The following is a 22,875-nucleotide window of genomic DNA, read 5'->3' on the forward strand; positions in this document are numbered from 1 at the left end:
GGAGCCACGTACAGGCTGCCCGGACAGAGGGGGCCCTCATCGCCTTACGGTCATGGTCAGCGTCGTAGAGGGGCTGGCGGCGATGGGCAAGGTCGCGGTCGGTCCCGGTGGGTGTGCAGCTCGTCGGCGAGGGCTTCCTCATGGACTGAGTGCGATGCCGGGAGGCGGCGGGACGTCCGGTCCGGCGGTGCCGCATCGAGTCCGTGCCTCGATTTGCTATCCACTGGTACCAGCACCTAGCTAAGGTGGTCTGCATGGGAAAGCAGACGAATATCCGACTGGACGACGCCGTCAAGGCGGCCGCCGAGGACCGGGCCAAGCGCCGCGGCCTGACCCTGCAGGGTTACGTGGCTGACTTGATCGAGGCCGATGTAAATCAGGCACGTGCCGCCTTCATGGCCGGCGCCGCGACGTTCCTGGCCCAGTACGCGGACGCGTTCGAGGCGGAGGTCGGTGAAGACCGGTACCCCGGACTTCCGGAAGGGCTGGCCGAGCGCGCGCCGAGGGACGCCGCGTGAATCTCCGCATCGATCTCGCATGGATCTTGGCCGTAGCGCAGCAGATCCCAGGGGATCCCCAGGTCGTCGACTACGGCGTGCCGGTCGCAGCCGAAGCGCGTCATCGGGCGGAGGTGCTGGACCACGAGGTCTATCCCGAGCCCCATCACAAGGCCGCGGCGCTGCTGTGTGAACTGGCGAGGAACCCCAGTCTTGAGGTGCGCAACCTCTTGTTCGCGGCCACGGTGACGGCGGCCTACCTGTCGGCATGCGGCCTCCCGGTGAGCCCTGGGCTGGACACCGTGATTCCCTTGGCCCGCGCCGCTCGGGACGGGCTCCCGGTGCGGGAGGTCGCCGCTCAGATCAAGACCTGGACGAGCTGATCGGGCATGGCCGTGGGCGAGCGTCGCTCAGCCATCAACACGCATTTGGTCATGGACCGGCGTTCCTGCGGACGCATCGCGCAAGGTCGGTCACACGCCAGAGGGCGCCTGGTCGGGCTGTGGTCTGCCGACGAAGTTCGTGACCAGCGCGCGGATCCGGGAGCGGAGCTCGGACCACTCCTCGGTGGATCGGTGCTCCGCCTCCATCTGATCAATCACCTTTTCGAAGGACAGCAAGGCCACACGGCCGCGGCGGCGGCCCAGCGCGGTCCGGGCCTCGTGCAAAGTGAGCTCCCTGGTATCCGCGCCCTCGGCTCGGCGGTGCAGCGCGGTGATCCGGGTCAACACGTTGAGGTTGCCCAGAATCCGGACGAGCTCTTGATCCGCCCATCTACCGAGCACAGCATGTCTGCCCTTCCAGACCGCGAACCCGACGCCGGCGATCCACGTCGGCAGCATCACGATGCGGACGGCTGGAGTCTCGGCCTGCGGGATCAACCCGCTGGCCAGGAGCATTCCGTACGGCCCCTGTGCCAGAGCGATGACCACGCACCACTGCAGCAGACCCCTCGGATACCAACGTAGGCGACCGTCAGCGAGGGTCACCATCGCACCGACCACCGCCAGACCGACCAAGAGAAGCCAGGCGGCCTCCGCACTCACCGCTGTCATGTCACGCACATGCGGACTGTAATGCCCGGCACCGACAGCCTGGCCGCGACCGGGAGGAGGGTTCAGGCTTCCGGGACGTCGTCGTGCTCGGGGCCGTCCACATCGGGGGCAAGATGGTCCACGAGCATCAGCAGCATCTGCACGGTGAGGGCGCCGAGGAGGATGGCGACCCATCCCATGGTCCATGGTGTGCTGCGGGTGTCGAGCACGGTGGGCGTGAGCACCACCATGGCGGCGATCATGCCGCACGGAAGGACCCACTGCCGCCTCATGTCCGGCTGCCCGGCACGGCGTCGTCGGGCTGGTGCCCGCCCTCGGTGTCGTTGTCGGGGTGGTGCGGATGGTTTCGCCACGGAGCGGCCATGGTCATGAGCTCCTGGAGAAGGTGCTCGGCTGTGTCGGGGTCCTGGGCGTATACGGCCTCGGCGTAGGACTTCTCCAGAGCGTGGGCGGCTGTCCAGTCGTCCTCGTACGTCTCGCGGCCGTCGGGGTATTGCTCGCGGCGCCGGTCGTCGAGCCGGTCCACGATGAACTGGTAGGCGCGTACGCCGGTCTGCGGGTCCAAGAGCATGCGGTGGATCTTTCGGAGTGGGGTGACCTGGTCGGCTGTGGGTCGGTCTACCGGCTGAGCGGTCGTGCGGCGCGGGCGCGCCGAGCGGCGCGGAATGCTTCGGCGGGATCGTCGCAGGCTCCGGGGGCGGGACGCCACTCATCGGCTCGCCAGAGAGTGAAGGGGTGCCACCGACCGTCGAGACCGGGCCGGATCTGGACGCCTGCGGTCGAGTCGGTGATCGCTCCGTCGGCGATGTCGATGATGCCGAGGGTGACGGCGCGGGAGGTGCGGAGGGCCTCTGCGGCCTGTTCCAGGGTGCCCGGCGGGACTGTGGCTGCGGCGAGGGTGGCATGGGCGCCGGCCGGGCCGCCGTGGCGGTAGCCGATCATCATGGCGCGCAGTGTGGTTTCGCTGAAGCCCGTGACTTCGGCGGCGGCGGGTAGCCGGTCGATACCGTGGGGGCTGGCGAGGATTCGCACGGTGTCGGCGAGGTCGTCGTGGGGCGGGCCCGGGGTGGCGGTCAGGAGCGCTCGGGCGCGGTCGGCGGCGTCCTGGGTCATCCAGGCCAGGTCGTGGGCGCGGGGCCCGGGGATGGGCGGGTCGTCGAGGGTGGTGGTGACCGGGACGATGGGATCGAGGTCGACGTCGGGCGGGGAGTGCGGTGGCCGATGGGCTGCCAGGGAGTAGAGCTGGTCGGCGCGGACGGTTCCGTCGGCGTCTGCCGGGAGGGTGCCGGGGTCGGTGTCGGCCATGAGGTCGCGGACGAGGGCGGCGAGGCTGCGGGCGGACATGCCGCGGGCGCCGAGCAGGATGGAGGCCGTGACGGCGAGGCGTTCGGTGACGGCGTGGCCGAGGGCGGCGCTGTGGTCGCACACACGGCCCGCGTGGCCGGTGGGGCAGGAGCAGGAGAACGTGATCTCTTCTGCGTCCGGGACGATGGCGACGCCGCCTGCGTGTCCGGGGTCTGCGATCGCCGCGGGGACCCGGTGGGCGAGGAGGTCGGCGACGGCTTGGGGGTTGCCGGCCAGGCGGCCGGCGAGAGTGTCCCACTGGCTGTCGGTCAGTTCGGGCAGGAGCAGAACGGCTTGGTGGGTGGCCTTCTTCGCGGAGACGGCGGCGGCCAGGCGGCCGGGCTGTGCGTGGATCTGGGCGACGGCGCCGTTGCGGTGGAGGTTGAGGCCCTTGCCGTAGGAGCCGGAGCCGTTGGTCGCCAGGTGGAAGGCTTGTTTCCAGGCAGCGACGAGGGGGGCCATGTTGCGGGTGTTGCCGGAGCCGGTCATCGGGTTCCCAGGGCGACGAGCGCGTTGAGTTCGGTGTCGTCGAGGTCGGCCAGGGCGCTCTCGCCGGAGGTGAGGACCGCTTCGGTCAGGGCGCGTTTGCGGGCGAGGAGTTCGTTGATGTGGTCTTCCACGGTGCCCTCGGTGATCAGGTGGTGGACCTGGACGGTGCGGTGCTGGCCGATGCGGTGGGCGCGGTCGGTCGCCTGGTCTTCGACGGCCGGGTTCCAGGGCCGGTCGTAGTGAACGACGTGCTCGGCCCGGGTGAGGGTCAGTCCGGTGCCGGCGGCCTTGACGGACAGGATGAACACCGGCGCAAGGTCCGGGTCGTTCTGGAAGGCGTCGACGAGGTCCTGGCGGCGGGCTGGGGGCGTCCCGCCGTGAAGGAAGCGGACGGAGCGGCCACGGGCGCGGAGGTGGTGCTCGAGGATCCGGCCCATCTGTACGTAGCCGGTGAAGATCAGGGAGGCTTCGCCGCGCTCGGCCAGGGTGGGCATGAGATCGTCCAGGGCTGCCAGCTTGCCCGAGCGGCGGGCGAGGCCGGCCGGGTCGGCGTTCTCCAGCGGCTCCTTGAGATACAGGCTGGGGGTGTTGCAGATCTGGCGCAGGGCCTGGAGCAGCTTGAGGACCAGGCCGCGGCGCTGGATTCCGGTGCTGGTGGCGATCTTGTCCATGGTGTCGCGGACGGATGCCTCGTACAGGCCGATCTGTTCTTCGGTGAGGGCGACGATGCGGTGGTGGTGCACCTTGCCCGGCAGTTCGGGGGCGATGCCGGGGTCCGTCTTGCGCCGTCGCAGCATGAACGGGCCGACGAGCCGCGCGAGTTGCGCTGCGGCCGGTGAAGCGGAGTCCTTCTCCACGGCGCCGTAGCGGGTACGGAAGGCTTTGCGGGTGCCGAAGAGAGAGGGGTTGGTCCAGTCGAGGATGGCCCACAGCTCGGTGATGTTGTTCTCCACCGGCGTGCCGGTGACCGCGATCCGGCCGCGGGCGGGCACGGCGCGCAGCGCCTTGGCGGTGGCCGAGGTGGGGTTCTTGATGTGCTGGGCCTCGTCCGCGACGACCAGACCCCACTCGGCGGCGGCGAGGAAGGCGGTGTCACGGCGGACGGTGCCGTAGGTGGTGATGACGACCGTGTTGGGGTCCAGGGCGTCACGGTCGAGGGTCCGGCCGGCACCGTGGTAGCGCACGACCGTGGTGGAGGGCGCGAAGCGGGCGATCTCGCGCTCCCAGTTCGCGATCAGGGAGGCCGGGCAGACCACCAGCGTCGGGCCGGCGGCGCGGGTGGTCTCGACGCGGTTCAGGTGCAGGGCGATGGTCGTCAGGGTCTTGCCGAGGCCCATGTCGTCGGCGAGCAACGCGCCGAAGCCCAGGTCGACCATGTTCGCGAGCCAGGTCAGGGCGCGCTGCTGATAGTGGCGCAGCGTCGCCTTCAGGGCGGCCGGCGACGGCACGTCCCGGGGGTCGTCGGGGGCGCCGCGCAGCGTGCCGACCAGGGTGGCCAGGGCGCCGGCGGGCCGGGCTTCGAGGGCTTCGCCGTCGAGGGTGAGGGCGCCGGACAGGGCCGCGGTCAGCGCGTCGAGGGGCGGCAGGGGCGCGAGGTCTCGGGCGCGGGCGCGGCGAACGGTGTCGGCGTCGACCAGGAGCCAGCGGCCTCGCAGTTGGATCAGCGGCCATGCGGCGTCGGCCAGCGCGGTCATCTCCTGCTCGGTCAGCGGGTCACCGTCGAGGTTGATGTGCCAGCGGCAGTCCACCAGCCGCTCCAGAGCGAGGTATCCGCCGCCCGTCGGGGACTCGTCCTCGTCGTCGTGGGTGCCGATGACGGCGGTGGCGGTGAGGGCGCCGAGGAGGGTGGGGGGCCACTGCACGGTGATGCCGGCCTCGGCGAGCGGGGCGCTGGCGTGGTCGTGGAGGCGGGCCAGGTCCTGGGCGGTCAAGGAGATGCGGTGGGGGCGTTCCTGGGCGGCGAGGTGCGCCAGGGGCGGGTAGTGGCGGGCGGCCCGGCGCAGCGCGCGGCGTACAGCGGGCAGGGCGACGGGGGTGAGCTCGGCTTGGGTGTGCCGAGCCCCGTCCCAGACAGTGATCGCTGCAACGGTGTCGTCCTGATCGGGGGCGGCGAGGTGCAGGACGGCAGGTGCGGACGGGATGGTGCCCGCGGTGTCGGGGTCCTTGATGCGCAGCACCAGGCGCGGGGTGGGATGGGGATCGACGGTGTCCTCGATCGCGTCCGCCCACCTCCACAACTCGGGTGTCGCATCGGCGTCCTGGCCGGCGGGCCCGGTGTGGGGACCGGATCCCAGGAGAGTGGGGGTGCCGGGGGTGCGGAGCATGGTGTCGGCGACGGCGTCGAGCAGGGGCCACACCGCGTGTTCGGGGGACGGGACGCGGATGGGGTTGGTGCCGGCGAGGAGGCAGTGACCTTCGGGGGCCATCAGCGCGGCGACGTCGGTGACGGCGGTGCGCAGGGCCTGGGTGATCGGGCCGACGCGCCAGCAGCCCTGGCCTTGGTCGGTCAGGGCCGGGTGGACCCGCTGCTGGGCCACGCACGTCAGGGCCAGGCGCAGAGGGTGGCGCCATCCGGCGACCGAGGCGTGCTCTCCCTCCCGGGGGTCAAGGATCAGGGGGAGGGCCAGGCGGAGCGGGACGGCCACGCCGGTCACGGTGGCGCGGCGCGGCATGATGCCGCCGGTCCCGGCCAGGACGAGGTCACGGGTGACCGGCTGAAGGGGCGCCGGCAGTAGTTCGAGATCGGGGAGCGGTGCGCCGTCCGGCCGGAACATCATCCAGGTGCTGTGAGCGGGATGGCGGGCCGGCAGCAGGGTGAGCGCCACGCCGTCGGCGAGATCCTGCTCCAGGACGCGGTGCGCGCGGAACAACTCGGCTGCGCCGGCGGGAAGGGCGGGGGGCGGCTCCTGTGTACGGGCGAGGCCGAGCGGCGCAAGCAGCGCCGGGGCGTCGGACGGGGCGGGAGGCTCGGGCGCCGGAGCTGGGGGGAGGTCGGCGGCCAGTGCTTGCCGGAGCATTTCCAGGAGGCTGTTGGCCGCGGCCGCGCGGGCGCCCTGTTTGCTAGTTCCCTCACCTGTCGCGGCGAGCTTCTGCCCGCGGTGGACGGCGGTGACCGTGGCAGTGAAGGCGGAAGCGGCCCCCGTGACCCGGAAGTCCGGTGCCGTGGTGTGCCCGGCCTGGGCGAACTCGTGAAGGACCGAGATGGGGCTGCGGCCCGCAGCGGGTGTCGAGCCGGTGCGAGACGTCGGGGCCGACGGCGGGACGGCGGGGCCTACGGATGCGCCCCATGCCTCTACGGCACGGTCGGCGAGCGGGTCGGGAAGGCCGGCGATCGCCGCGACGAGCGTGGTCATGGCCTGCTGCCGGGCACCCTTGCGGGTGCGGGAGCGCTGGATGCTGCCAATGACCTGCTGGTCGTCGACCGTGAGCGTGGCCTGCGCGTGAAAGCCGTCCTGGCTCCCGGCGTCCTGGCCCTCGCGGACGGTCGCCGCCGGCAGCCGGAGCAGCTGGGCGTGCATGGAGATGATGCTCGGCGCCAGTTCCGGGCTGGCGGTGACCGTGGTGAGCGCTGCACGGCGAACCGCCGCCCAGACCTCCGAGCCGGGGGCCTCCAGGAGCAGCACCCGCAGGTCGGATACCTCCAAGCGGCCCTGGGCGAGCCGGCGCGCCGCTTCGGCGGCGGCCGCCGCGGCAACGGTCGGCGCGGCATCGCGCGCAATGCCGCGCTTCAGCGCTGCGCGGAAGGCCTCGGTACTCATCGAGGAGGTGCCGTCGGCGCGGGGCGCGGTGCGTGAGGCGGGGATGCCGGGTCCGGACGTACGAGCGGCCAGCGCTGCGGGGCTGATGGGCTGCAGGCGGTCGATGGACAAAGAGCACTCCCCCAGTAACCGGACGCCGTCGAGACCGCCCCCATTGTCACCTGCGGGTGCGTCAGCCCGGTGCCATACACACGCCAGGCAGCCTCGTCCGCCACCGTCCCGGGAGGGGGTCAGGGCGAAACGTTGTTGCGTATTCGTATTTCAAGATGTACTTTTGTCGTATCGAGCCGGGCTCTCCGGCCTCTCTCCCTTCTTCCTCACCGCATCAGCGCGGCCGTACTCGGCTACGGCTGCACGGAAAGGCGCGTTTGCCATGTCCAGGAAGCCCCGCGACTTCACCTTCTCCGCTCCCATCGTCTCGGCGGACGATCCCCACGCCAACACCATCGCCGCCGCCATCGTGGCGATCGAGGCCCAGTGCGGTGAACGGGAGGGGTGGAACCGTCCCTCCCGCCTCTTCACGCTGCGTCTGCTGTCCGGGGATCGGGTGGAGACGGCTCTGTATCCCGAGGCCATCTGGAACCCCGGCGGCGTCAACCCCGCCGATGCCTTGAGCGGGCTGAGCAGCTCGCTGCCGCCCGTCCCGGACCTTCTCCTGCCCGCCGACGCGTCTCAGGCGCCCGTCTGCGCGGTCGGGTTCATGTTTGAGGGCTGGATGCGCGACACGACCGTCCCGCTGCCCCCGGCGGTGGAGGGGCTCCGGCAGATGGGCGTGCGGGTGAACCATCTGCTGCCCAACCGGCGGGAAGTCCGGCTCGTGCACGCCGTCGATCTCAACCAGCGCACCTTCCACGTGAAGCGTCAGCGGGGTGGAGAGGCGGACGTACGGATCGCCGGTGGGCGGGACGACGCGGCGGGGCCGGAAGGAACCGTCTCCGTCGCTCTGGCCCGCATCATGCACGCCATGCGCAACGGCGAACAGGTCATTCCCGGTCAGCCCGCCTGATCATCACCCGTCCCGGCCGACGGGCAGTCCTCCCGGCGGCTGGGCCCCACCCAAGGAGTGCCATGCACCCGTTCCCCATGCTGTTCCGCTTCATCGCGAGCGGCGCCACGCCCGAGAACGCCTTCGCCCTCTACGCCGCCGCAGACCGAGAACTCCCGGTCGACCTGTTCTCGCCCCGCGCGGACCTGTCGAAGGTGGACCGCGTCACCGTCGTACGCGAACGCGCCGCGCTGCACGCCGTCGCGGCGGGCTACTTCAACGCCTCCCACGTCCCGTCGTCGCCCGGTGACGGGGAGCCCCTGAACGAAGACGACGCCGAGTGGCTGGCCGACCGCCTGATCGAGGATGACGCCCCGTGCGTCCGGCTGGGCGGCGCCGGAGCGCTGCTGCTCGATGCCGCCGAACCCGAGCCGAGCTGGCTCTTCTTCGGCTGGAGCACCCGGGCCAAGTGACCCGCCCCTCGTGGCCCGGTGTCGTGGAGATCCACGGCACCGGGCCACCCTCGCGTTGTGGTCACTGCAAGTCGTCGTCGACGCCTTCCAGGGCGGGGGGCGCCTGCCATTTCAGGGTGTCCAACGGCCGCGGCAGGCGCTGGCCCGAGCCGGGCACGGGCGTCATCACGGCGGATGCCTCGTCGCTGAACAAGGCGACGGGCATGCCCGAAGTGTGGGCGGGCGCGGGTGCTGCCGCGCCTGATGTCTTCGTGGTGGTCATCTGCTCCCCCTGATGCGTCGCGGGCCACGCCCGCTTGAAGGCCGACACACAGGCCGGCTGCGAAAGCGTACCCAGATTCGAAACTACGGTCCGCGAGGATTTCCCCGGGCCGTGCCCGCAGGTCAGGCTCTCTTCGCTGCTGATCGGCGGCAAGGCGGCGCTCCGCCCAGCAGCGGCCCCGCGGGCTCCCGTTCGCCGTCTCGGCCTTCCGGGTCTGCCGCGCCCCCCGGGCCCGCTGCTCTCACCGCTCGACCGCCGCCACCCGGGCAGCACCCGAGTACGGCAAGTCCGGCCCCAGCGGCCGCCGCATCGCGTACAGCCAGCCTGTCCCGGCCTCGCCGGTGCCCGAGGCCGACCCGGCGCTCTTGCCGACGACGTGGGCCATCTCGTCCAGGAGCAGCACGGACGGCTTGAGCGGCGCCAAGACGACGTCCACGGCCGGTCCTCGCTCACGGACCGCTCGCGCCAGTTGTTGGAGCTCTTCGCGGCCGCGACGGTCGGCCCGAAGCTGGTCCTCGTCCATGAACACGATCATCCGGCCTTGCGTGGTGTCCGCGAACGGTCCCAACGTCTGCTCGGCGGCGGCTGGCCCGAGTGCGCGGCATTCGACGGTGTGCAGGGCGCGCCTCAGCACGGACGCGAGCTCGCCGGCGTCGGCGTCAGCCGGCAACGGCGTCTTCCCACGCCCCATGGGGCCTATGAACATGGCCGGGTCCGGCAGTTGCTCACTCATCGTGGGGCTCTCCTTCTTCCAAGGGTCGACGGGGATCAGGCCCGGTCGAGGTGGCGTTCGTACCAGGCGTTCAGCTGGGCGGGGTCCTGGGGCATCGACTTGATCAGGCGGAGGAGTCCTTCGCGGACGGGGCGGACCTCCGTGCAGGCCAGGGCGGAAAGGTCGGTGGTGCGCAGGGCTGCGAAGCCGGCTACGTGGCGCTCTTCGAAGGTGCGCGCGCCGGCGAGGCTGTCGGCTGCGGCGAGGTAGCGGGTGACGAACGGGTCGAGCGCTGCGCGGTGGGCGGCGAGGTGGCGGAGGTAGGCGGGGCTGTCGACCGCGGCGGTGTTGGCGGCTTCGCCGTGGTGGGGTGAGGGGAGCTCGAACCAGTCGCTGGTGAGAGCGGTGAGGGTGGCCGGGTGGTCGCGCGGGGTGTCGGAGTGAGGATCGGTTCGCCAGTGGCCGTCGGTTGTCCCCTGGGTGAGGCCGACGCGGTCGTGGAGGCGGCCGAGGAGGCTGGCGAGGGTGAAGAACCCCAGGACGTGATCGGCTTCGGCGATGACGGACCGGATCGTGGGCTCGGCCGCGGCCGACACCGTACTGGGCAGCAGGAGGCGCTGCTTGCGGTGCTCGCGCTGGAAGGGCAGGCAGACCGCCGCCTCGATCGCGGCGTGTTCGGCCAGCAGGACGGCGGCGCTCTGCGAGGGTGCGGCCTCGCGTTCCCATTCCACGGTGTCGTCCTCGTCGGCGAGGTCGCTCAGGCCGAGAGCTTCCAGGCTGACGCGGTAGACGCCGGTGGTGCTGGCGGTCAGGGTCAGGGTGCCGTCGCGGTCGGGCAGCTGCTGCCGGTGCTGAAGCGTGCCGTCGGCCCCGTTGGGGTTCCAGTCCCGACGACTGGTGGGGCGGGTCGCGGCGGCGAGCGCCCAGTCGAGCAGGTAGACGAGTTCTTCCTGGCCGGCGTTGACGAGGTCGGTGCGCGAGGTGGCCGAGGATCGGCTGGAGAAGTGCCTGCCGAGGCGCTGAAGTGCGTCCTCCGGGAGGTCGGTGACTTGCTCGGCGCCGGGCGGCAGGCAGGGGTCGGTGCCGTGGACAGTGCCTTGGGCATACGTGCGGCAGCTGCCTGCCCAGCCGCCACAGGCGTACACGCTGGCGTGGGCGGGGTCGGCGAGGACGTGGGTGGCGACGTCGAGAACGTGCTCGGCGGCCTGGACAAGGACGGGGGCGGTACTCAGGCCGGCGAGGTGGCACAGCGCGCGGGCGGCGCGGTGGTCGACGGCGCTGGAAGGGGCATGGGCGGGTTCGATCTCGGTGAGGAGGTCGAGCACAGCAGTGCGCGGGTCCCTCGGACCCGGGGCGGGGATCGAACCGGCGGGCCACAGCGCCAGGGGCAGGGACCGGGAGGTCCACAACGGCAGGACGGTGGGGGTGGCCTCGCACGCCTCGATCAGGTGGAGGCCGCCGTGGTCGCGGGTGGTGAACAGGTGGACGTGACCGCTCCCGCGGGTGAGGGCGTCGACAAGCCGGATCCGGCGCAGGGTGGCGCAGAGGTGGTCGCCGGCGCCGGCGAGTTCGGCGTCCTGGGTGGCGGTGTGCTCGGCCTCGCCGGGGAGCTGCGGGATCCAGTGCGGCATGAGGCTGCTCTGGTCGGCGCTCCGGCGTCCGAGGGCAGCGCGCCAGTTGCTCTCGCTGATGTCGGCGAGAAGCATCTTCGTTCCGGGCAAGGTCAGGATGATCCCGTCCCGCCGGCCGGCCCAGCGCAGTCCTGCGACGCCGGTCCCGCCCTGCCGGTAGGCGAGGGCGTCGATCCACCGATCCACCTGGGAGGGCGCGATCCTCACCACCAGTTCGTCGGCGCGGGGGGGTGAGACTGCGGATGCCGAACGGGCCGCCGGTGAGTATGGGGCGGTGGCGGCCGTAGGCGGTGATGAGTGCCTGGAAGACCCGTGCCTCGCCTCGGGCCTGTCCGGGGGTGGGCGTCGAGATGAGGTGCTGGGCGTCCGTGAGCTCGGCTCGGGCGGTCTCCTCGGACTCGCCCGTGGCCATCTGGCGCAGGACGACCGGGTCAAGGACCGTGTCGGTCGTGCGAAGGCCCCACTGCTGTCGGGGCGTGTACGGGGTGAGGGTGTCAGTCACGTGCAACTCCCGCTGTGAGATCCGCTGTCACCTGCTACAGGTGTGCGGACGACGCGCGGTGTGACAGTCAGAGCGGACGAGTTTCCAAGCTCGTTCGGACGCGGGGCGAAGTGTCCCGTCGCACCGGGCGTTGAGCGAGTCCCAGCGGATGCCTGCCGGCTTGCCTTCACCTTCTCTCCGACGGTTGCGTTCGCCGTCCAGGGGGTTGTCGCCTCTCGCTCCTGACCGCGGAAGAGCCCGGGCAGGGTCGGCCAGAACGCCGACCCTGTGTGGTTCTCCGCGCCTCTCACGGACCGCTGCCCATGCCGCGCGCTTCCGGCTCTCAGCTGAAGATGTCGAGGACGTCCAGCCAGGAGCCGTCGTCGGCGGAGCGGGGCCGCATCGGGCGCGGCTCCGGGTAGGTGGCCGCTGCAGCTCGAGCGCGGACGACCTCCGGCCCGCCGCACGCCTCGACCGCGAAGGCGCCGAAAACCTTGGCGAAGGCGGCCGGGTCGCGAAACTCCACGCCGAAGGCCCGGCCGTCTTGGAGCGGAACCCACACCACCCGGTCGAACCGTATCCACTCCAGCACCGATTGGTCGTCCGCAGTCGACCGCCCTTCCAGCCACAGCCGCGCCACGTGCAGCAGGTTCACCTGCTCCATCGCCAGCCGCTTGCGCCGCACACGCAGTTCACGCGTCGTCAGCGTGATCCGCTGGTCCTTCTTCGGATACCAGACGACACCGATCCCGAACGGCACCCACAGCAGGATCCCGATCATCGGCCAGACCAGAGCGTCGCCCCACGATCGGAACAGCCCCCCCGTCCATCAGGTACAGGGCCCCGAAGACCACAACCCACTTCGCCGTCATCCGCCAGAACCCAGTGCCCTGCCGGTACAAGACCCGCCGCTTCCCCGTCATCGTCATGCCCGCACGCTATCCGCCACTCTGCAGCTCCCGACAAAGCCGGCTGTCCCCCGAAAGGCACTCGGACTTCAGGGGGAATGCTCAGCCTTCACCGCGACAGGACCCGCAGGCGGTGACGTCCCCCGTTGGGTTCAGCCTTGCTGGACGCTCAGGAAGCGGGAGGGGCGAGGGTTCGATGTCCGTGGGCGTAGCTGAGCAAGTACAGCGCCGCCTGGAGGACGAGCGCAACGCGGTGCTTGGGCGGGTTGTCGATCAAGCCATGGCAGACCTCGTTGCGCAGGTTCATCCCGCGGTCTGGGTCGACCAGGAGCAGCTCCAGGGCGCGGCTCCAGTCCGCGGGATACCCGGCGTCCCGCATGCTGCGGATGAGTCCGCCCAGCTGGTCGACGGTCCCGGGGGACGGGCCCTTGGCCACGGACAACATCGAGACTTGCCAGCGCAGGAGCTGTCTGAGGATCTGCTCCACCTGAGGCAGGGCGATGCACACCGCTGCGTCGAACTCCCCCAGCCAGAAGTACCGAAAGGCGTAGGCCAGCGTTCGGGCGCGCGCCTCCGGCAAGACGACGTCATGGACGAGGGCGCCGATCAGCTCGGCCTCGTCCGGATCGAAGCGCTCCTGGATACGGTCGAGCTGATGGGCGGCGAGGTGCCCGAGGAAGTCCATCGCGAGAACCTGCAGTCCGACAAGGTGGTCGTCGGCGGCGTAGACGGGCGGAGCGACCTGGACGGGTCCGGCGGTGTTGATGCGCGTGCGCGGGATCCGGAGCAGACCGTCCAGGAGATCCACGTCGTCGGTGTGCTCGCGCATCGCCGGATGGGCGTCTTGCGCGGTTCGCCACAGTGCCTCTCGCAGGCTGGAGGCGGCGTCGACGTACGCCCGGGCCCCGGCGAAAAGTCCCGGCGGGGGGATGAGCGGGCGACGGATCCGAGTCCATCCCAGGGAGTCCGGATCGGTCTGTTGCAGGGCCATCTCGGCACGCACCCTCAGCTCGGGCAGACCTCGATCCCGCGCGATGGTCGCGGCCTGGGTCAGCAGGTTGTGGCGACGAAACCCCGTCTCGGCATCGGCGGCGTCGAGGAAGGCGCTGACGATCTCGGTGTCGATGCCGACACGGCGGAACTCGGACGCCTCTTCCCGCAGCAGCTTGAGGAAGCCGACGCGGGCGTGCACATCGCCGTCATACCGACGGGCGGCGCGTTCCGCGAAGTCGGTGATGTCATAGCGCTGGACACGCAGCCCCTCCAGGAGATCGGCCATGATCCCCGGCTCGTCCTCGGGAGCGGCAAGGACGCGCTCGGCCAGGGCGACCGTGCCGTCGGTGACGCGCTTGCACAACTCGGTCTGGTTATAGGTCCGGGCGATGTCTCCGGCCCAGCGCAGACACTCGGTCGCACCCACCAGGCCGGGGAAGCGCTTGCGGGCCGCCAGCAGAAGCGGCACCGCGTCCAGGTACCCGGCGGCCGCGCCCCGGATGTGGTCGACCTTGGGACCGTGTCCTGCGACCAGCAGAAGGTGATGGAGGCGACCCCGGACAAAAGAACTGGTCACGGCCTCGGCGTACGCGCTCCAGATCTCCATCTGGTCGGCGGCGACGTCGGAAAGGCTCGCAGGCCACGCCCTGAGCGGCCGGCCACGGACGGCCCCGGTGAAGGTCTGCGCCCTGCCGGTCCCGGCGGGTCGGAGTCGCAGCGCGGCGAGTAGACATTCGCGCTGCTGCTCGGCGGCCGCGTTCGTGCCGGTGTCCGCGGCCGCGAGCACGGCGGCGATGTCCTCGCAGGAAGCGGCGTTCGTCGCCGCTTCCGTGAGCACGTCGAGCACACACGGTTCGACTTGCGGCATGGGCGCCTCACTTCCTCCGTCGCCAGTATCGACAGGCCTTCGGACCGGGCCCACTGCTTTTCCGGAGTTCGTCAACGCTCACGCCGTCGGCGCAGCATGCGGAGGGTGTCTGCCCATCGGCGTTGCCGGGGCGCTCGGGGCTCGGGGGGCAGCTGTGGGGGCGGAGGGATCGTGGGCGGGGCCACAGGCGGAGGCGGGAAGGCCGGCGCGAGGTTCGTGGACGAGGCGACGGACGGGATCACGTTCCCGTGCGGGGGTGCCTCGGCATCGTGCTGGTCGGCTGGCTCCGGAAGTTGGGGGGCGGCGTGCTGCTCTGTCTCAGCGTCGGTGGCGGGGGCTTCGGCCGGTGGGATCGGCGCGGCGGGCTGAGGAGTGGGCGGGGCGTGCCGCTCGGCGTACACCTCGCGGGCTCGTCGGTCGCGCCAGCGGTGCCGGCCCTCCTGGGCGGCATACAGCTCGTCCATGACCTTGTGCGCGTCGGCGGGGTGGAAGACCGCCCGGCTGCGGGTCAATGAGGACAGGGCGATCGGGACGAGGCCCCAGCAGTCCGCGGTGGGGGCCGGACGGGGCTTGCTGATCCGCCAGTCGTCCCGGGGGTCCTTGTGGCGCGGCCACTTCGGCCAGGCTGTCCAGTCCTGCTCGGGGCGGGCGGGGTGCCGGAAGGCGTGGTAGCCGTAGGGCACCAGCACGAGCTTCCCGTCGAGCCAGTACACATGGCCGCCGGCGTCGAGGATGGCCAGCTGCTGCTCGGTGGGGGCGACACGCTGGCGCTCGACGTCCCGTCCGCTCAGGCGGACCTTGTGGCTGGGGAGTTGGCCGAATTGGCCAGGGTCGCGGCGCAGGAACCAGACGTGTGCGGCTCCGGCGTAGTGCTCGCGTACGGCGAGGATGCGTCGGCGGACGGCCTGAGGGCTGGGCAGCGTGCCGGGTCGTTCGATGACCACGGCGGTGTCGCCGCACTGTGCGATGACGACCGGCGGCAGCCCGATCGGGTCGCGGGGGTCGTCGCCGGGGGAGGCGAGGGTGCAGCCGGTGATGCCGGGCAGGGCGCGAATCTGGTGGCTCAGCTGGATGACGACCTGGTCGTCCGCGTCGATCTGCGCTTCCCGTTCTGCCAGTCGGCACGGACCTCCCTCCTGGTGGGAGAAGTGCGGTGTGACCTTCGCTTCGGGTCGGGCGCCCCTGAGGATCAGCGGATCCGCGCAGGCTCTGCACAGGTACCGTCCGCCCGCCAGGCCGATCGGCAGCCCCTCCACGCCCAGATCGACATAGATCGGCCGCTTGGTCTCGGTGTCCCACGCGCTTGCACCCATGCCGTGATCATGACGGGCGCTAAGGCCGTCCGGCCAGACCTTCTCCCGCCACACGGGCGCCCGGCGCCTCCACGACCAGCACGACGGGAAACAGCTTGCTCCCGGGGCCCGTCTGACGGGGGCAGCGGCCCGGGGTGAGCATCGCCGTGAGCAGTGCCGCGGCCGGCCACAGCACGACGCCGACAGCGGTGAGGGTGAGCACCGAGAGGCCGGCGTGGTGGCCTGCGAGTAGGACGACGGCGGTGTGAAGGATGCCGGCGGTCGTGGCGAGATCGGCGTGCCAGGCGCTCCGGTAAAGGCTGTGCTCGACCAGGCGGCGCACGCCGCTGACGAAAGCGAGCAGGACAGGGCCACCGAGGACTGCGACGGCCAGGGCGCTCGCCCACAGGCCGGGGGCGTTGACCAGGACGGCGAGCGCCATGCCGCCGGTCAGGAGCAGGGTGGTCAGCAGGCAGGCCGTGGTGATCCTCAGTTGCTCGGGGTGCGGCGACTGGGGCGGGTCGAGAAGGTAGAGGGCGGCGAGAAGCAGCCCAGCGAGACTGCCGAGGCCAGCCGTCCAGGCGGTCGGCAGTGTGGTGGTGAGCGAGAGTTCACCGGCGATGGCGGCGGCGGTCACGGCGCCCGCGACCACGGCGGCGAGCCGGGTGCCGGGTTCGCGGCCTCCAGCGGCCCGGTCGATGGCGGTGGCGACCACCGTGGGCGGCTGCGGGTGCGGGAATGCGGTGGGTGCGTCGGCGAAGGCGGCCAGTGCGGTCCGCAGCTGGGTGAGCCGTGCGCGGGTGTCGGCCGCGGTCGGCCGGCGGTCGGGGTTCTTGTCGAGGAGCTCCAGGACCAGCTGCTCGAGCTCACGGGGGACGCCGCGGCGCAGGGCGGACAGCGGGGCCGGCGCGTCGTTCAGGTGCTGGGCGAGGATCTGCCAGCCCGTACCGGTGAACGGGATGCTGCCGGTGACGAGCTCGTGGAGGAGGCAGCCGAGCGAGTAGAGGTCACTGGGTGCACCCAGGGTGGTGTCTCCGCGGGCCTGCTCGGGCGACATGTAGGCGGGGGTCCCGATGGCGACGCCGGTCATGGTCAGGGTGTGGTGGGTGGCGTCGGCCAGGCGGGCGATACCGAAGTCGCACAGCTTCGCGGTGCCGCCGGCCACCGGGTCGATGAGGATGTTGGATGGCTTGAGGTCGCGGTGGACGATGCCCGACTGGTGGGCGGCCTCCAGGGCCTGGCTGATCTGGATCGCCCAGGTCAGGGTCTCGGCGACGGGAAGCGGGCGGCCGGTCAGCGTGTTCAGCGGCCGTCCGTCGACGAGGTCCATGGCCAGGAAGAGGACCCGGCGGCCGTCAAGGTCGGCGGCGCCGTGGTCGCGGACGGCGACGACGTGCGAGTGGGACAGGCGTGCGGCGACCTGTGCCTCGCGGCGGAAGGCTGCTTCACGCAGGGGGTCGCCCTCCCCGCCGGGAATGATCTTGAGGGCGATGTCGTGATTCTCGTGGAGGTCCTGGGCGCGCCATACCGTGCCCATGCCTCCGCTGCCGATGGCCTCCTTCAGCCGGTAGCGGCCGGCGACCGTCGTGCCGCGCATTGAATCCTCCAGCCCTGCATGTCCGAGCGCTGGGGCCGGCCGGCCGCAGCGCACCGTGGGCGAGGGCGCGCCCGTGGTGCGGAGGAGCATACGTAAACGACTTCCCGCGGCCCGGCGCGACAGCGTTGCCCCCGGGGTCAGTGCATTACTCGGGTGCCTGTTTTTGCAGGTCACAGGGCATTCGGCTGGGTTGGCGCGTGCCCGTCTGCAATGCGGCTGCTGCAGCAGCTGGCCGGCTTGGTGATGTCGTCTGGTTCCGGGGGAATCCTTCGGATATGGACGACAGATGTGCGTGGTGTGGTGCCGGGCTCCCCGGGGGACGGCGGCGCCGGTACTGCCCTCGTCCGCGTCCCTGCCGGCAAGAGGCGTACCGGGATCGGAGGCGGGCCGCGGCCGCCGTTCGGGCCCGGATCGCTCTGCTGCAGATCTCGCGGGAAATCCGAGCGCGGTGCGAGGCTGTGGAGTTGCTGTTGGCCGACGCCGTCGAGCACGAACGCGCCGAGGCTGGTCTGCACAGCGTCGCCGCTGCGGACTTCCGGAACCTGGCCAGCGAACTGGTGCGGTGCGCGGTGATCGCGGATCGGGAGGCGGGCGCCACCTGGGAGCAGATCGGGCGCCCGCACGGGCTGAGCGCGGATGCGGCCAGAGCCCGCTACGGCCGAGCCCGGCTCGTGTGGCCCCCGCCGCTGCCGGGCTGACTGTCTGTACGCGGAAAGGCCAGATCAGCTGCCGGACGCGGCGCAAGGGCCCCAGCGCAGCCGCTCACCGCGCGGATACGACGACGGGCCCGGCTGTATGCCGGGCCCGTCGGTTCAGTAGCGGGGACAGGATTTGAACCTGCGACCTCTGGGTTATGAGCCCAGCGAGCTACCGAGCTGCTCCACCCCGCGTCGGTGAGGCCACTCTACACAGTGATCTTTGCGGGCGGGGCGGTGCCGTGCGGCCGTTGTAGGTTCCGCTGATTCGTGAGCAATTCCGCGTGATCATGAGCACTGTCCGAGCAATTCCGCGGTTCGGTGAGCAATCGATCTTGCGACCTGGGGATTTCGCGCGGCTCTCGATCACGAAGGCCGCGCTCGCAGGACTCGATTGCTCATGATCCGCCGACGGACGCCCGCGTCCCCAGTGCTCACCGTCGCGGACGCTGCAGGTCAGAAGCTCGCGAGTGCTCACGAATCCGCGGAACCTACAGCCGTCAGCTCCGGACGATGTTCTCGGCCTGGGGGCCCTTCTGCCCTTGGGTCACGTCGAAAGTGACCGCGTCGCCCTCCGCCAGCTCGCGGTAGCCGCTGCCGGCGATGTTGGAGTAATGGGCGAAGACGTCCGGGCCGCCGCCCTCTTGGGCGATGAAACCGAAGCCCTTCTCCGAGTTGAACCACTTCACGGTGCCGCTGGCCATACTGCGTGTCCTTCGATCTTGCCGAGAAATCCCGGCTGGTGTGGAGTCGGAGCCCTCCGTAGACGGAGGGCACCCGGCGTCCGTTCTACCCCGTCGGCGCCACAACTATCCGGGCTCCACGCGGTGATCGCGTGACGCAGTGCGTCCGTGAGTCTGGGCGTGGTCCTGGAGGCTCACGGCGCGGCTGGGGGCTACTTGCCCTTCGCGGCTTCCTTGAGCTTGGAGCCTGCCGAGACCTTCACGCTGTATCCGGCTGCGATCTCGAGCGGCTCGCCCGTCTGGGGATTGCGGGCCGTACGGGCAGCGCGGTGAGTGCGCTCGAAAGTCAGGAAGCCGGGGATGGTGACCTTCTCATCGCCCTTGGCGACGACGTCGCCGACGGTCTCTGCGAGGGCGGCCAGAACGGCGTCGGCATCCTTGCGGGTGACCTCGGCGCGCTCGGCGAGGGCTGCGATCAGCTCACTGCGGTTCATGCGGTACTCCGTGACGTTCGGGTTGTCGCGACCGCTGCGCGGACGAGACGCTTCGTTCGCCATCCTTGCACCGAGGTCTGACAACGCTGTGCCCGGCACCAGCGGCGGAACGCTTCGGCGAAGCTGGTGGCCAGTAGGCGGTCGCGCCGGAGGAGCAGCCGTTGGAGTTCGCCCAGCACGCCGAACCCGGCAGGACCCCGCACCACGGACAGAGCTCGCCCTCGACCAACCCGGCGCCGGCGCGCTCGTCCAGGTCCCCGTAGAGCGCCCCTCCCCCACCCGGCCGACTCCCCGGCCGCAGCCGCGCCACGTCGGAGCGGATGCGCGGCTGCGTTCAGGCACCCGAATTACCTGCGAGGACGACGCTGGTTCTCCTTCGTCGACAACAGCCCGAGAACCGCATGCTCCTGGTGGTAGCTGAACCACTGCTCGGCCAGGTCGCGGTCCTTGAACCGCCCGAGTCCAGGCTCGGTGGAGGGCGTCAGTTCGATCGCTTCCCACCCGCCGACGCGGTCGGCGAACTCCCCGGCGATGTCGTTGAATGAGGGCCCGCCGAAGTAGCTCACGGCCGTGTCGGAACTTTCCAGCGTTGTTCCGGACAGGTCCGAGACGAGGGAGCCGGCCTGCTTCCGGGAGTCGAAGTACGTATTGATGGTCGGCTTCACCTCGTCCCGCATCACGTTCAGGACCTGCTGGCGGTATGTCTTCGGCTTCAGACAGTCCTTGTACGAGAAGTCGATGCGGCTGCCGTCCACCCGGACCACCTCGAAGCAGGGGTACGGACCGCGCGGCGGAGGGGCAATCGCGAAGGCTTCGACACCAGGGCCGATCTTGTCCTCCGCCTCCCGGTGCATGTTCAGAAGGTCCAGCAGAAGAAGGTGGTCCTCCTCCTGATCCACGATGCTGCCCACCGAGTACCGGTACAGCACCTCCCGTACCGCCTCCTGCGCATCCCCCTTGGTCCGGTACTTGCGATGCCCAATCAAGAACTCGGCCATGAACCTGGCCCTTCCCTTCTTCGGTGACGCCACCACCCGGCGACGCTACGCCGAAAGCATCCCCAAACTCCGCGGTAGTGCGGCCTTCACGCACCCGTGATCAGCGTGGAGGGGATGGGAGAGCCTGCCCACCGATCACCGCGCATTCACTCGTTCGGGTGATCGGGTAGGTGACCCCGCGCGGTCGCAGGGTGCGAGTACGCCCTTGTCGTGCCCTCTTCCGCCGGCGAATCCTGGCCTTCGGCGGGGTGCGGCGGCGTTCAGCCGCTGACCGCGGCCTCCGGTGCGTGTGGGTGGCGGGTGAGGCCCACGGCTGTGACGGCCTGGACGTGTTCGGGCGGCAGGCTGTCCCAACGTCGGCGGAGGTTCTTGAGCCACTGGCCGACCTTGAACTCCTCGCCGTCGACGGTGACGGTGTCGCGCTGATGGATGAGGACGTGACCTTCGCGGTCCCGGAAGGCGGCGACGGCCGCCAGTCCCTGGTTCAGTTGCCGCTGCTGGCGGGCGGCTCGGCCGGTGGGCTGCGGCGGCTCATCGTCGGGTTCGATGAGGGTGATGCCCAGTTCGCTCACGAGCCGGAGCTGCTCGGGATGGAGTGTGCTGTATGCGGTGCTCTGCGCGGTGACCCATTCACCGAGGGGCTCGTCGTCGTCGGTGATGAAGTCGGCGGGGAGGTCGTCGAGCGTGATGCTGGCTTCGGCGTAGGTGCGGGCGGTGTAGTAGAGGCGCTGCCAGGTGATCGGCCACGGCGGGTTCCAGTACGGGTCGATCTCTGAGAGCGCGGTGTCGGTGGGGTCGGGTTCGAGTCCGTTGTCCGCGCGGGTGCGGGCGGCGGCTCGGCGGTTGGTGAGCCAGCGGCCGAAGGCGTAGTCGCCGATCATCTCGTCGCTGGGTACGGCGAGATGGCCGCGGCGGTCGGCCCAGCTGCGGGCGTGGAGGAGTCCGCGTTCGGCGGCCTGGGTCTGGAGGTTCCAGATCATGCCGAGGTGTTCCAGGGACTTGATCTGGGAGGGCTTGAGGGTGCCGGCCGCGTACGCCTTGCGTGCCCGGTTGACCCAGCGGCCCAGCGCGAAGCCGCCTGCGTCGTCGTAGAGCCGGGGGACGTCGAGGTGCCCATGGGCCTGCTGGTAGGCGGTGGCGGCTTCCAGACCGCGCCGGAAGGACGCTTCGCGGGGGTGGAGGACGCGCAACCTGAACGCCTGGGCGATGGTGTCGGCGGGGAAGGGCCGGTCGAAGACGACGTCGACGGGCACGCTCGTTTCCGTCTGCTCGTCCTCCGGCTGCGGGTAGGAGGGCTGTTGGGGTACGGCGAGACGGTCGGCGATGCGGTCGTCGTGTGCCCGCAGTGCCTGGAGGACCCGCCAGAGCGGGCGGTACAGGTTGGAGCCCATGAGGTCGTCGGCGTCCTCGCCGGGGGCGACGTAGACGGGGACGATCAAGGTGGCCTTCTTGCCCTGGCCGGGCTTTTGTCGAAGGGCGCGGCCGACCGCCTGGACCGTGTCGACGATCGACTCCTTGGGATCGGCGAAGACCACGGTGTCGATGCTGGGGATGTTGACGCCCTCGCCGAGAAGGCGAGCGTTCGCGATCACCGTGCGGAGGGCCGGGGCGAGGAATGCGCCCGGGCGGCCGTCGAAGCGGTCCAGGAGCTCGCGGCGGTAGGCGGGGTCCTGGTTGCCGTCGAGCCCGGCCGCCCACAGTTCTCCCGGGTCGGGGCAGCCGGTTCCGGTCTCGTCCAGCGCGTAGAGGAGGGCGGCGGTCTCGCGGAGGGTGTCGGCGAAGGCGTGGGCGTCGGCCACGCGGTGGTGGAAGCTGACGACGCGGCGCAGGTCGAGCTCGGCCATGGCGCGCAGGACGGCGATCTGGAGGGCGGCCTGGCGCAGTTCGGCTTCGGTGGCCTTGTCGGAGATCCCGAGCCGGGTGCGGATGGTCGCCTCGTTCACCTCCATGACGACGACCCGGTAGTCGGCTAGGAGGTCTTCGTCGATGGCCTCGGCGAGCGGGAGGCGAAAGCAGGTGTCGCCGTAGAGAGCCGGATTGTCCATGGATGCGACGAGCGAGTCGTCCTCGTCGTCGCCGGGCTCGCCGGCCGACCAGATCCTCGGGGTGGCGGTGAGGTAGAGCCGCTTGTGCGCGGGGATGAGTTCGTCGTCGTGGACGGCGGCCCAGCGTTTTCCCAGGTCACCACTGGTGCGGTGGGCTTCGTCGACTGCCACCAGCGACCAGGTGGGGAGAGCGAAGTGGGTGTGGGCGTACTGGACGCGGTGCAGGGAGTGGTAGGTGGCGAAGACCGTCAGGCCGGGGTTCTGGTGGACGGTGGCGGCCAGGGCGGCCGGGTCGGTGGTGAACGCGACGGGCTCGCCCGCGGTGTTGGGGCGCTTGGAGCACAGGGCGAGGACCGGGCCGGTCATGCCGGCGGTACGCCAGTCGTCGATGGTCTGGGCGAGGAGCTCCAGGGTGGGCAGCAGCACCAGCCGGGTGCCCTGGGGGGCGACACGGGCGGCGGTGCGCGCGGCGACGTACGTCTTGCCGGTGCCGCAGGCCATCACGACGGAGGTCCGGGCGGTCAGGCGCAGCGCGGTGTGCGCGGCGTGGACGGCCTTGGACTGGTGCGGGCGCAGCCTGATCCTGGGCGGTGGGGTGGTGGTGGTCGCGGTCAC

The 22,875-nt window shown here is 71.0% G+C and carries 21 protein-coding genes and 1 tRNA gene; 5 read left to right on the top strand and 17 right to left on the bottom strand.

Annotated features, from left to right (window positions below; translation table 11 throughout):
- Nucleotides 1-254: 254 nt before the first annotated feature.
- Together ACIBEC_RS21505 and ACIBEC_RS21510 are read left to right on the top strand one after the other, a co-directional pair.
- Complete coding sequence (locus ACIBEC_RS21505; protein WP_396288355.1) at nt 255-518, top strand: hypothetical protein; 264 nt, start codon at nt 255-257, stop codon at nt 516-518.
- Nucleotides 515-880 carry a hypothetical protein gene (locus ACIBEC_RS21510; protein ID WP_060880727.1) on the top strand — a complete coding sequence of 122 codons (366 nt, stop codon included), beginning with the start codon at nt 515-517 and terminating at the stop codon, nt 878-880. The genes ACIBEC_RS21505 and ACIBEC_RS21510 overlap by 4 nt, the downstream gene beginning before the upstream one ends.
- A gap of 90 nt (nt 881-970) precedes the next feature.
- Here the strand turns inward: ACIBEC_RS21510 and ACIBEC_RS21515 are convergent, their stop codons facing one another.
- From ACIBEC_RS21515 to ACIBEC_RS21535, 5 genes are read right to left on the bottom strand one after another with little or no spacing between them, the layout of a single operon-like run.
- Nucleotides 971-1,561 carry a hypothetical protein gene (locus tag ACIBEC_RS21515; RefSeq protein WP_396288357.1) on the bottom strand — a complete coding sequence of 197 codons (591 nt, stop codon included), beginning with the start codon at nt 1,559-1,561 and terminating at the stop codon, nt 971-973.
- A gap of 53 nt (nt 1,562-1,614) precedes the next feature.
- Nucleotides 1,615-1,782 carry a hypothetical protein gene (locus ACIBEC_RS21520; RefSeq protein ID WP_396288359.1) on the bottom strand — a complete coding sequence of 56 codons (168 nt, stop codon included), beginning with the start codon at nt 1,780-1,782 and terminating at the stop codon, nt 1,615-1,617.
- A gap of 38 nt (nt 1,783-1,820) precedes the next feature.
- Complete coding sequence (locus tag ACIBEC_RS21525) at nt 1,821-2,123, bottom strand: hypothetical protein (protein WP_396288361.1); 303 nt, start codon at nt 2,121-2,123, stop codon at nt 1,821-1,823.
- 47 nt (nt 2,124-2,170) lie between these two features.
- On the bottom strand, nt 2,171-3,385 hold the full coding sequence (locus ACIBEC_RS21530; protein ID WP_396288362.1) for a hypothetical protein: 1,215 nt from the start codon (nt 3,383-3,385) through the stop codon (nt 2,171-2,173).
- Nucleotides 3,382-7,254, bottom strand: a complete 3,873-nt coding sequence (locus ACIBEC_RS21535; protein WP_396288364.1) for an SNF2-related protein — start codon at nt 7,252-7,254, stop codon at nt 3,382-3,384. The genes ACIBEC_RS21530 and ACIBEC_RS21535 overlap by 4 nt, the downstream gene beginning before the upstream one ends.
- 262 nt (nt 7,255-7,516) lie before the next feature.
- Between ACIBEC_RS21535 and ACIBEC_RS21540 the strand changes: the two genes are divergently transcribed.
- Together ACIBEC_RS21540 and ACIBEC_RS21545 are read left to right on the top strand one after the other, a co-directional pair.
- A complete protein-coding gene (locus tag ACIBEC_RS21540; protein ID WP_396288366.1) occupies nt 7,517-8,149 on the top strand; it encodes a hypothetical protein in 633 nt (210 codons plus the stop codon).
- A gap of 62 nt (nt 8,150-8,211) precedes the next feature.
- Entirely contained in the window at nt 8,212-8,601 is a 390-nt protein-coding gene (locus ACIBEC_RS21545) for a hypothetical protein (RefSeq protein ID WP_396288368.1), read from the top strand.
- Nucleotides 8,602-8,662: 61 nt separating this feature from the next.
- Here the strand turns inward: ACIBEC_RS21545 and ACIBEC_RS21550 are convergent, their stop codons facing one another.
- The 7 genes from ACIBEC_RS21550 to ACIBEC_RS21580 all read right to left on the bottom strand — a co-directional run bounded on the left by ACIBEC_RS21550 (nt 8,663) and on the right by ACIBEC_RS21580 (nt 17,345).
- Entirely contained in the window at nt 8,663-8,863 is a 201-nt protein-coding gene (locus ACIBEC_RS21550; protein ID WP_190154187.1) for a hypothetical protein, read from the bottom strand.
- A gap of 241 nt (nt 8,864-9,104) precedes the next feature.
- Nucleotides 9,105-9,596 carry a hypothetical protein gene (locus ACIBEC_RS21555; protein WP_396288370.1) on the bottom strand — a complete coding sequence of 164 codons (492 nt, stop codon included), beginning with the start codon at nt 9,594-9,596 and terminating at the stop codon, nt 9,105-9,107.
- Between the two features lie 35 nt (nt 9,597-9,631).
- Nucleotides 9,632-11,413: a hypothetical protein gene (locus ACIBEC_RS21560; RefSeq protein WP_396288372.1), complete on the bottom strand. Its 1,782-nt coding sequence runs from the start codon at nt 11,411-11,413 to the stop codon at nt 9,632-9,634.
- A 617-nt stretch (nt 11,414-12,030) separates the two neighbouring features.
- Complete coding sequence (locus ACIBEC_RS21565) at nt 12,031-12,468, bottom strand: hypothetical protein (RefSeq protein ID WP_396288374.1); 438 nt, start codon at nt 12,466-12,468, stop codon at nt 12,031-12,033.
- Nucleotides 12,469-12,764: 296 nt separating this feature from the next.
- The gene (locus ACIBEC_RS21570) at nt 12,765-14,456 is read right to left on the bottom strand and encodes a DUF4209 domain-containing protein (protein ID WP_396288376.1); all 1,692 of its coding nucleotides are present in this window, start codon (nt 14,454-14,456) and stop codon (nt 12,765-12,767) included.
- 71 nt (nt 14,457-14,527) lie between these two features.
- On the bottom strand, nt 14,528-15,769 hold the full coding sequence (locus ACIBEC_RS21575) for a hypothetical protein (RefSeq protein WP_396288378.1): 1,242 nt from the start codon (nt 15,767-15,769) through the stop codon (nt 14,528-14,530).
- Between the two features lie 19 nt (nt 15,770-15,788).
- Nucleotides 15,789-17,345 carry a protein kinase gene (locus ACIBEC_RS21580; RefSeq protein WP_396288380.1) on the bottom strand — a complete coding sequence of 519 codons (1,557 nt, stop codon included), beginning with the start codon at nt 17,343-17,345 and terminating at the stop codon, nt 15,789-15,791.
- A 458-nt stretch (nt 17,346-17,803) separates the two neighbouring features.
- On the opposite strand from ACIBEC_RS21580, the gene ACIBEC_RS21585 reads away from it, so the two are divergent.
- A complete protein-coding gene (locus ACIBEC_RS21585) occupies nt 17,804-18,043 on the top strand; it encodes a hypothetical protein (RefSeq protein WP_159057309.1) in 240 nt (79 codons plus the stop codon).
- Nucleotides 18,044-18,161: 118 nt separating this feature from the next.
- Here the strand turns inward: ACIBEC_RS21585 and ACIBEC_RS21590 are convergent.
- The 5 genes from ACIBEC_RS21590 to ACIBEC_RS21610 all read right to left on the bottom strand — a co-directional run bounded on the left by ACIBEC_RS21590 (nt 18,162) and on the right by ACIBEC_RS21610 (nt 22,875).
- Nucleotides 18,162-18,235, bottom strand: a tRNA-Met gene (locus tag ACIBEC_RS21590).
- Nucleotides 18,236-18,540: 305 nt separating this feature from the next.
- Nucleotides 18,541-18,744 carry a cold-shock protein gene (locus ACIBEC_RS21595; protein ID WP_060880712.1) on the bottom strand — a complete coding sequence of 68 codons (204 nt, stop codon included), beginning with the start codon at nt 18,742-18,744 and terminating at the stop codon, nt 18,541-18,543.
- A gap of 191 nt (nt 18,745-18,935) precedes the next feature.
- Nucleotides 18,936-19,217: an HU family DNA-binding protein gene (locus ACIBEC_RS21600; protein WP_060880711.1), complete on the bottom strand. Its 282-nt coding sequence runs from the start codon at nt 19,215-19,217 to the stop codon at nt 18,936-18,938.
- 347 nt (nt 19,218-19,564) lie between these two features.
- A complete protein-coding gene (locus ACIBEC_RS21605; RefSeq protein ID WP_396288383.1) occupies nt 19,565-20,215 on the bottom strand; it encodes a DCL family protein in 651 nt (216 codons plus the stop codon).
- A gap of 260 nt (nt 20,216-20,475) precedes the next feature.
- Entirely contained in the window at nt 20,476-22,875 is a 2,400-nt protein-coding gene (locus ACIBEC_RS21610) for a Helicase associated domain protein (RefSeq protein ID WP_396288385.1), read from the bottom strand.

Origin of the sequence: Kitasatospora sp. NPDC051164 (assembly GCF_044455625.1) — a bacterium.
Classification (GTDB): Bacteria; Actinomycetota; Actinomycetes; order Streptomycetales; family Streptomycetaceae; genus Kitasatospora.